Origin of the sequence: Kaistia sp. 32K (assembly GCF_016629525.1) — a bacterium.
Taxonomy (GTDB): Bacteria; Pseudomonadota; Alphaproteobacteria; order Rhizobiales; family Kaistiaceae; genus Kaistia.
In genome coordinates, this window is sequence record NZ_AP024269.1 from 3,965,018 (window position 1) to 3,975,000 (window position 9,983).

6 protein-coding genes and 2 rRNA genes (1 of these 8 cut by a window edge) are annotated in these 9,983 nt (G+C 64.4%); 1 reads left to right on the top strand and 7 read right to left on the bottom strand.

What is annotated here, in order from left to right; translation table 11 throughout:
• Positions 1–33: 33 nt before the first annotated feature.
• Both K32_RS18410 and K32_RS18415 read right to left on the bottom strand, forming a co-directional pair.
• Entirely contained in the window at positions 34–1,230 is a 1,197-nt protein-coding gene (locus K32_RS18410; RefSeq protein ID WP_201400910.1) for an OpgC family protein, read from the bottom strand.
• Positions 1,231–1,332: 102 nt separating this feature from the next.
• Complete coding sequence (locus K32_RS18415) at positions 1,333–2,094, bottom strand: sulfite exporter TauE/SafE family protein (RefSeq protein WP_201400911.1); 762 nt, start codon at positions 2,092–2,094, stop codon at positions 1,333–1,335.
• 248 nt (positions 2,095–2,342) lie between these two features.
• Here K32_RS18415 and K32_RS18420 point away from each other — a divergent pair, with 248 nt between their 5' ends.
• On the top strand, positions 2,343–2,744 hold the full coding sequence (locus tag K32_RS18420) for a MarR family winged helix-turn-helix transcriptional regulator (protein ID WP_244669602.1): 402 nt from the start codon (positions 2,343–2,345) through the stop codon (positions 2,742–2,744).
• A gap of 49 nt (positions 2,745–2,793) precedes the next feature.
• On the opposite strand, the gene chrA is transcribed toward K32_RS18420, so the two are convergent.
• The 5 genes from chrA to K32_RS18445 all read right to left on the bottom strand — a co-directional run.
• Positions 2,794–4,011, bottom strand: coding sequence for a chromate efflux transporter (gene chrA, locus K32_RS18425; protein ID WP_201400913.1), 1,218 nt, complete (start codon positions 4,009–4,011; stop codon positions 2,794–2,796).
• 73 nt (positions 4,012–4,084) lie between these two features.
• The gene (locus K32_RS18430; protein ID WP_201400914.1) at positions 4,085–7,168 is read right to left on the bottom strand and encodes an efflux RND transporter permease subunit; all 3,084 of its coding nucleotides are present in this window, start codon (positions 7,166–7,168) and stop codon (positions 4,085–4,087) included.
• Complete coding sequence (locus K32_RS18435) at positions 7,165–8,394, bottom strand: efflux RND transporter periplasmic adaptor subunit (RefSeq protein WP_201400915.1); 1,230 nt, start codon at positions 8,392–8,394, stop codon at positions 7,165–7,167. The genes K32_RS18430 and K32_RS18435 overlap by 4 nt, the downstream gene beginning before the upstream one ends.
• Before the next feature lie 778 nt (positions 8,395–9,172).
• A 5S ribosomal RNA gene (rrf, locus tag K32_RS18440) occupies positions 9,173–9,287 on the bottom strand.
• A 110-nt stretch (positions 9,288–9,397) separates the two neighbouring features.
• A 23S ribosomal RNA gene (locus K32_RS18445) occupies positions 9,398–9,983 on the bottom strand (it continues 2,166 nt past the right edge of the window).

Consider the following 9,983-nt stretch of genomic DNA (forward strand, 5'->3'; position numbering starts at 1 on the left):
CCGCGAATTTCGCGGCGCTTTTGCTTTGACGAGCTACTCGGCCGCCACCATGCCGGACGAGTTCGCCCCGCTCGGAGCCGTCTCAGCCGCCGGCCGGCGCTTCGGCTGCGGACGGATCCAGTCGAGATAGGCGGCCAGCGCGAACAGCGCGGCGAGCCCTGCGCCGATCAGCACCGTGTCGGCCACAAGGCTGTAACCCGTGAAGATCGGATCGTTCGGCAGCCCCAGCACGTTCTCGCGGACGATATGGCCGGCGACGCTGAGCAGCGTTCCGAGCCAGAACACCGGCAGGGTGTGGCGCCCGAGGCGGACGATCCAGTTGCCCTCGTCGAGCCAGCGCTTCAGGATCCCCGGCAGCGGGCTGAAGATCACGACATAGGCGAGCGACAGCACATGCAGCAGGCGGAAGACGCCGACCCATGTCTTGTTGAAGCCGGACAGCCAGAACCACTCGGGCAGCCTCGGGAACGTGCCCCAAAGGCCGCCATAGACCAGCCCGGCGGCCGCGACGAGATAGAACAGCGCGAACCAGTAGACGGCGCGGGAAAATGGCAGTCGCTCGCCGCGACGGAGCAGGACGCCGCCGACGAAGCCGATCGTGAACAGGAACTGCCAGGCGAGCGGATTGAAGTACCAGCCGCCATCGCCCGGGAAGTTCGGGATGGTCAGGCGGAAGATGTTGGTGACCAGCCAGAGGGCGAAGCTGGCGCCCAGCACCAGTCCGAGATGGACGCGGGCGAGCAGCATCATCAGCGGCAGCATCGCCATCATGACCATGTACATCGGCAGGATGTTGAAGTTGCCGGTCTGGTAGGTGAGCATGCCGATGCCGGCGAGCGCCTGGACGGGCTGCTCGACGAGCCAGTGCCGCTCGTCCGGCAGCATCAGCCCCGGCGCATCGAGCGAGATCGAGGCGGCCGCGTAGATGGCAAAGCCCGCCGCCATCGCCGCCAGATGGGCGATGTAGAGCGTGCCGATCCGCTTCCCCACCAGTCCCGTCGAGGCCACCGCCTGCCCCGACGCGAAACGCGGGAAATAAGCGAGCGCCGCGGAGACGCCGGCAAGCAGGACGAAGATCTCGGCCGCGTCGGAAAGGCCAAAATTTCTATGCGTGAAATTCGAATACAGATTGCCGGGAATGTGATTGACGAAAATCGAGATCAGCGCCAACCCGCGGAAGAAATCGATCCGATAGTCACGCGGCATGGGATTGGGAAAGGCGCGATACATACGAGAACCCTGGAATTCCGGCGATCCGTTACGATGTCGCCGAACTAGCCGGCGAACAAGGCGGGCTTACGGCAGCGGCCCGGCTTCTTCAATGCCAGCTCTTCAATGAACGAGCAGGGACATGGCTCCGTCCCAGGTCAGCTTCAGCCCGATCACGGCGACGAAAACATAGGAAAGACCGTAGAAAAGGGTCTGATCGATGACCCGCACGATCCAGATTCCGGCCACCGTCATCAGCGCCGCGAACGGAAAAAGCACCGCCGCCGTCGTGAGATTGGCCGTGTCGAACTGGCCGAGGAAAAAATACGGGACGAGCTTCACGGCGTTGGTAACCGCGAAAAAGATCACCGAGGTGCCGACGAAGACCTGCTTGTCGAGCCGCAGCGGCAGCGCATACATCTGGAAGGGTGGCGCCCCCGCGTGGCTGACGAAAGATGTGAACCCGGCGATCCCGCCCCAGAACGCGCCCTTGGGTCCGCTGGACGGCCGGGGCTCGGCCCGCAGCCGGTCGCCAAACCAGTAGTTCAGCGCGAACAGGATGGAGATCAGGCCGACCAGCAATCGAACGAAATCTTCCTTCACGTAGGCGGCCGTCATCCACCCGACGGCGATGCCGAGGATCGAGGCCGGCAGCATGACATGGAGCGTCCGGCGATCGAACATCCGCCGGTAGAAGAACAGGCTGATGCCATCCATGACGAGAAGGATCGGCAACATGATACCGGCGGCCTGGATCGGCGAGATCACGAGGGCGAGCACCGGAACCGCCAGCATGCCCATTGCGCCGCCAAAGCCGCCCTTGGACAGCCCGGCAAGCGCCACGGCAGGCAGCGCGGCAGCATAAAATGCTATATCGGTGAACATGCGGAAGGCGATTGGCGGAAAGGGCTAGGTCTTCTTGAATCGATTTATCCTGCTTCGCCGTCGAAATCCACCATTTCCCCCGTTTTCCGCGCGGCCGGCCCAATAAAGTCACATTGCGTAATATTCACGAGCTTATTATATAGGTAGTCATGAATACTCCGCCCTCAGAGAATGATCTCGGCTTCCTGATCAACGACGTTGCGCGTTTGATTCGACGTGCCTTCGATCAGCGGGCGCAGAGTTGCCAATTGACGCGCGCCCAGTGGCAGGTTCTGGCCTATTTGTTCCACAATGAGGGCTCGAACCAGGCTTCGGTCGCCGACGCGCTCGACGTCGAGCCGATCACCCTCTCCCGTCACATCGACAGGCTGGAAGCGCTGGGCTATGTCGCGCGCGTTCCGGATCCTGCCGATCGTCGGGCCCGGCGCCTGCACCTGACCGAGAAGGTCCGCCCCCTTCTGGACCAGATGAAGATCATCGGCTCCAACGTGATGGCGGAAGCTCTCGAAGGCGCCTCCGCGTCCGAGACCGAGCTGATGGCCAAGCTCCTCGGCCGCATGCGCAGCAACATGACCGGCCGCGGCTTCGAAACGCTGGTGGCCGAGCCGGCCAAGAGCCCCGCGATCAAGGTGCCGCAAAAGGTCGTCTGACCGGCGCCTGCCAGGTACGAGCGGCTAGCTGCCGCCGCTCTACCGCGCTTTAGTGGATCCACCACCCGCCGAAGGCCGCGAACAGAACTACGCCCCAGGCCGGAATGCGCGCCGGGACGAGCAGCGCGTAGCAGGCGAGCGCCAGCAGCAATTCCCGCATCCCGTGGATCGCCGTCGTGAAGACGGGATCATAGAGCGCCGCCGCGAGCAGGCCGACCACCGCCGCGTTGATCCCCGCGAGCGCGCGACGGACCGGGGCGATCCGCCTAAGGGATTGCCAGAACGGCATGACGGCCAGGACAAGCAGAAGCCCCGGCGCGAACAGCGCCAGCACGGCAAGCAGCGCGCCGGAAACCGGGTCCGGCAAGCCGGCGGCAACCCCGATCCACGCCGACAGGCTGAAGAGCGGCCCCGGCATGGCCTGGGCGGCGCCATAGCCCGCGACGAAAGCGCGATCCGAGATGAAGCCGGGCGCCACCACGGCATCCTGCAGCAGCGGCAGGACGACATGGCCGCCGCCGAACACGAGCGCGCCCGAGCGATACAGCCCGCCGAACAGAGCCAATTCCGGCTGCGAGGCGAGATGGGCGGCGAGCGGCAGGCCGAACAACAGCAGGAAGAACACCAGCAGCGAGGCGAGCCCGGCCCCGCGCGAAATGCCGGGATGCGCCGCGACGACAGTCGCCGCGCCCACGGACGGCCCGAGAGCATAGCCGGCAAGGCCGGCGGCGAGCAGGATGGCGATCTGCGTCGCGCCGCCCGGCGACAGCACGACAAGGATCGTCGCGGCAACGGCGATGCCCCCGAGCCACCAGCCTCGGGCGAGCGACATCGCCATGCCGCGGACCGCTTCCGCCACCACGGCGACGGCGACGACTGCGAGCCCCGACAGCACGCCGGCGTCGAGGCGATCGCCGCCGGCGGCGAAGCCGAACGCCAACACCGCCATGATCAACGCGGAGGGCAGCGTGAAGCCGACGAAGGCCGCCAGCGCCCCGCCCAGTCCCGCCTTTTCGAGGCCGATCGCCATGCCGAGCTGGCTCGAGGCCGGTCCGGGCAGGAACTGGCACAGCGCCAGCAGATCGGCGAAGGCTTCTTCATCCAGCCATCGCAGGCGGCGGACGAAGCGATCGCGGAAATAGCCGATATGCGCCACCGGCCCGCCGAAGGAGGTCAGGCCGAGCTTCAGGAACTCCAGGAAAACCCGGCCGGCCGACACCTCTGGGGGCGGCTCGGATGGAAGGGGGCCGGTCCGAAGTTCGTTCATGCCGTCAATCTGACCCATCGTCATGACGCGGATACGAAAACGGCGCCCTGGGGCGCCGTTTTCTTTTCGGTTGTCAGTGGGCCGGAGCCGGTGTCTCGCCAGAGGCGGGCGCCGTCGGCTCGTCCTCTTCGCGCTTCGCATGAGCGCTGGAGAGGTAGGTGTAGAACATCGGCACGACGAACAGCGTGAAGATGGTGCCGATCGACATGCCCGTCGCGATGACGAGGCCCATCGAGAAGCGCGCCTTGGCGCCTGCGCCCTCCGCGAACAGCAGCGGCACGACACCGAACACCATGGCGGCCGTGGTCATCAGGATCGGCCGCAGGCGAACGCGGGCCGCCTCGACGATCGCGTCATGACGGTTGAGACCACGCTCCTCGCGCTGCTGGTTGGCGAACTCCACCATCAGAATGCCGTGCTTGGTAATCAAGCCGACAAGGGTAATGAGGCCCACCTGCGAGTAGATGTTCAGCGACGCCGCGCCCAGATTGAGCGGTATGAGCGCACCGAAGATCGAGAGCGGCACCGACATCATGATGATGAGCGGATCGCGGAAGCTCTCGAACTGCGCCGCCAGCACCAGGTAGATCACGATGATGGCGAGGCCGAAGACGATCAGCAGCGAATTGCCGGTCTCGAGCTCGGTACGGGACTGTCCGGCATATTCGATGAAATAGCCGGGCGGCAGCACCTGGCTCGCGATCTGCTGCAGCTCCGCCAGGCCATCGCCCGACGTCACGGTCGGCCGCGGCAGCGCGGCCAGCGTCGCCGAGTTGAGCTGGTTGAACTGCTCGATCGCGGGCGCCGAACCGACCGTGTCGATGGTCACGACCGATGACAACGGCACCATGGCCCCCGATTGCGCGCGCACGAAGAAGGCGCCGAGGCTCTCGGGATTAAGCCGGTACTTCTCCGGCACTTGGGTGATGATGTCGTAGGCGCGAGCCTCACGGTCGAACTTCGAGATGCCGTTCTCGCCGACGAGGAGCGTCAGCGTGTTGCCGATCTCCGCGACCGAGACGCCAAGCGCGGCGGCGCGGTTGCGGTCGATCACGACGTTCACCTTCGGCGTATCGAAGGAGAGCGAGTTCTGCACCACGATGAACTTGCCCGACGCCATGGCGCGGTTCTTGATCTCCTCGGCGACCGCATAGACGCGGTCGGCAGGCTCGGTCGACTGGACGACGAACTGGATCGGCAGGCCGCCGCCGGTACCCGGAAGCGAGGGGACTGCGAACACGAAGGCCTGCACGCCCGACACGGTGTCGAGACGTCCCTGCACCTCCTGCTGCACCTGCGCCTGCGAACGCGTGCGCTCGCCCCAGGGCTTCAGCACCAGGCCCGAGAAGGCCGAGTTCGCGGCGCCGCTGCCGGCGATCGAGAACAGCGCCTGGCGCTCGGGAATGTCGGCGGTCTTCTGCGCGATCTCGTCGACATAGAGCTGCGTGTAGTCGATCGTCGCATATTGCGGCGCCGTGATCAGCGTGAACATGGCGCCCTCGTCCTCCTCCGGCGCCAGTTCGGTCGACGTGTGGAGGAACAGGAACACCATCGTGCCGAGGATCGCGATGACCATCATCAGCGTGATCGGACGCACCTTCAGCGAACCGACGAGCCGACGCGCGTACCAGTTGCCGAAACGGTCGAAGACCCCGTCGATGAAGTGCTGGATGCGCCCGCCGCCCGGCTTCAGGATGCGCGCCGACATCATCGGCGACACGGTCAGGGCGACGAAGCCGGACAGGATCACCGCGCCGGCCAGCGTCATCGAGAATTCGCGGAACAGCGCGCCGGTGACGCCCTGCGTGAAGGCCATCGGCGCATACACCGCCGCCAGCGTGATCGTCATCGCGATGACGGCGCCGGTGATCTCCTGCATGCCGACGATCGCCGCCTTCATCGGCTTCAGCCCCTCCTCGATGTGGCGGTGGATGTTCTCCACCACCACGATCGCGTCGTCGACGACGAGACCGATCGCCAGCACCATGGCGAGGAGCGTCAGCGTATTCAGCGAATAGCCGAGCGCCCAGAGGATGAAACAGACGCCGATCAGCGACAGCGGAATCGTGACGATCGGGATGATGACCGAGCGGAACGAACCCAGGAACAGGAAGATGACGACGACGACGATCGCGGAGGCTTCCAGGATCGTGCGAGCCACTTCCTCGATCGACGCGCTGATCGCCTCGGTCGAATCGTAGACGAGTTCGATATGCATGCCCTCGGGCAGCGACTGCGCGATCAGGGGCAGTTCCTTGCGCACGCCCGCCGCCACGTCGAGCGGGTTCGCCGACGGGGTCTGGAAGATGCCGAGGAAGACGCCTTCCTCGCCGTTGAACCGGACTTCGGTATCGGTCGAAGCTGCCGCGAGCTCGATCGTCGCGACATCGCGCAACCGCACGATCTCGTCGCCGTTCGAGCGGATCGGCAGCGCCCCGAACGTCTCGGGATCCTGCAGCGTCGTCTTCGCCTCGATCGAATAGGCGTAGAACTCGTTCTTGGTCTTGCCGGGCGCCGACAGGAAGTTGGAGCCCTTGATCGCCGCCAGAACGTCGGTCGCCGTGACATTGCGCGACGCGAGCGCGACCGGATCGATCCAGACGCGCATGGCAAATTCCTGCGCGCCGAGAATGTCGGCATTGGCGACGCCATCGACCGTCGCGAAGCGCGGCTGGATGACGCGGATCAGATAGTCGGTCAGCTGCTGCGGGTTCATGTTGTCGCTGCGCGCAGCGAGATACATCAACGCGAACTGGAAGCCGGTGCCCTTCTGGATCACCGGGTCCTCGGCCTCCACGGGCAGCTTGCCGCGCACCTGCTGGACCTTGGCGATGACCTCGGTCAATGCCTTGTCCGGATTGGTGTTCAGCCGCATGAAGACGGAAACCGTCGACACGCCGAGCGAGCTCTTCGACGTCACATAGTCGACGCCCTCGGCCGACGACACAGACTTGGCGATCGTCGAGGTGATGAAGCCCTGGATGACGTCGGCGCTGGCGCCCGGATAGATCGTCGTCACCGTCACCACGGTTTCGTCGACCTTCGGATATTGCCGGATCGACATCGACAGGATGCCCTGCGCACCAAGCAGCAGGATCATCAGGCTGACGACGGTAGCGAGAACCGGACGGCGGATGAAGAGTTCCGAAAAGCTCATGACTTCGAAGCCTCCGGGTTCACCGTGGCGCCCTTGACCGGCGTGACGGAATTGTCGACGGCGACCGGGCTGCCGCTCGACAGCTTGTTCTGTCCCGAGGTGACGATCCGCATGCCGGGCGTGACGCCCTCGACGATCTCGATCAGGTCGCCGGAACGACGTCCGGGCTTGACGAAGATCTGCTTGGCAATGAGCGCCGGCTTGGCGTCCGCGGGCTTCGCATCCGCAGCCTTGGCATCCGCCGGCTTGGCGTCCGCAGGTTTGGCATCAGCCTTCGCATCGGCCTTGGCGGGGTCCGCCGTTGCCTCAGGGGCGTCCTGCACCGCATAGACATAGGCGCCATAGAGGCTGATCGTGACGGCCGTCTGCGGCAGCGCGATCACGTTTTCCTCGACCGGCAGGTCGACCCGGACGCGAATGAACTGGCCGGGACGCAGCGTGCCGTCCGGATTATCGAGGATGGCCTGAACCGTCACCAGACGTGATGCGGCGTCGATCTTCGGATCGATGCCGGTGATCGTGCCCTTGAAGCTGAGATCGTCCTCCCGGAGGCCGAAGCGGGCGGTCTGGCCGATCTTCAGCGAGCCCAGATCCTGTTCCGGAACGGTGAAATTGACCTTCATCTTGTCGAGGTTCTGCAGCGTCGCGACGACCGTACCCGGCTGCGCGTACTGGCCGACATCGATCTTCGGAATACCGATCGTGCCGGCGAACGGCGCCTTGATCGCCTTTTGATCGAGGGTCGCCTCGAGCTGCTGAAGCGCGCCCTTGGCCTTGTCCAGATTGTTCTGGGCATCCTGTAGCGAGGCGACGGTGCTAACATTGCGCTGCAGCAGCGCCTGAGCGCGGCTCAGCGCGTCCTGGCTGACCGCGACGGCGGTGTTGGCGCTGACCAGGCCCGCGCGCTCGACCGCATCGTCGATCTGGACCAACAGCTGTCCCTGCTCGACCTTGTCGTTCGCCTTGAACAGGATCTTCTCGACAATGCCGCCGGCCTGGACCGCGACGTCGACGCCTTCCGAGGCGGCGGCCGTACCGACCGCCTCGATCCCCGGCGTCCAGCGCGCGGGTTCGACGGTCACGGCCGAAATGGTTACGACCGGCGCCTTCATGGTGGCGAAGAACTGCTCGATCATCTTGTTTCGGAAGAAATTGAACCAGATCAGACTGCCACAAATAGCCACGACGACGATCAGCAGGATCGCTGCAAGGATGAAGCGCTTCATGTTTGGCAATCCAATAAGGCGCGAAGCGCGTCGGGGGACAGGCTGGCGCACGAAAAAGAGAAAGGCCGCGGAGACATGCCACCCGGGCTTGCGTCCTCGATCCTCAGTGCGTAATTAGTGTACCGCGGGCACAGATCTGTCAACGCGCACTGCGGCTTTTTGGCAACTTAGCGCCCCGGCCGTGCCCCGACGGCAACACCCGGTGCAGGCGAAGGGCGGCGGTAGTGCACGCGGGCAGCGGGGTCGCCGCCCTGCCCCACTCGCTTCTCCGCGCTCGCTCGCGCGACCTTCACGTGCCCCCTCCTCCGCATCTTGGCGCGGCGGGCTAGCCAGTGGCCCGGGCGGATCGCTCTTGCCGGCGTCGTCGTTCGCCCGGCCGTTCTTTCCCTCTCCGTCTGGGAGGGGTCTGGCGAGTGGGTGGCTTGTCGGCTCTGTCTGCCGGGGAGGCCGGCGATGGCATATCGGCCGTTGGCTCGGCCGCGGCCACCCGGTTTTGAGCTTGCGCGCTTGTGCGGGTCTATTCCGGGCTGGCGCTTTTCCGTGCCGTGGGCTCTTTCACCCCGCCCGGCCGTTGCCCTGGCGCTTTTGCCCCTCTTCCGCGCCTTGCTTGTGGCGACGTCCGGCCGGTTTCAGCGGGCGTCCGGCGTGATGGCGTCGATTCCCGGCGGTTTTCGTGGTGTTTAAACGCAAAAACCCCGCCGGCGAGTTTATCGCGCGGCGGGGTTTTTGGTTGTTTTCATCGTAGAGAGAGTTTTCGAAGGGTTTCTGTGCTTTGCAGGCCTGGCAGCGACCTACTCTCCCGTGTCTTAAGACAAAGTACCATTGGCGCGGAGGAGTTTAACGGCCGAGTTCGGAATGGGATCGGGTTCAGGCTCCTCGCCATGACCACCAGGCCGGCGAAGCACAGAAGAAACTGGTTTTGCAGGGTTAGCTGCTTTTGTCGTCGATGATCATTCCCGCGGATCTCGAGAGATCCGCTTGGGATGAGCATGGATTAATGGGAGTGATCAAGCCGATCGAGTTATTAGTACCGGTAAGCTGCATGCATTGCTGCACTTCCACACCCGGCCTATCAACGTGGTGGTCTACCACGACTCTCAAGGGAATACTCGTTTTGAGGTGGGTTTCCCGCTTAGATGCCTTCAGCGGTTATCCCGTCCGTACATAGCTACCCTGCAATGCGGCTGGCGCCACAACAGGTCCACCAGAGGTACGTCCATCCCGGTCCTCTCGTACTAAGGACAGATCCTCTCAATATTCCTACACCCACGGCAGATAGGGACCGAACTGTCTCACGACGTTCTGAACCCAACTCACGTACCACTTTAATCGGCGAACAGCCGAACCCTTGGGACCTTCTCCAGCCCCAGGATGTGATGAGTCGACATCGAGGTGCCAAACGATGCCGTCGATATGGACTCTTGGGCATCATCAGCCTGTTATCCCCAGAGTACCTTTTATCCGTTGAGCGATGGCCCGTCCACGTGGGACCACCGGATCACTATGGCCGACTTTCGTCTCTGCTCGACTTGTCAGTCTCGCAGTCAGGCGGGCTTATGCCATTGCACTCGACGACCGATTTCCGACCG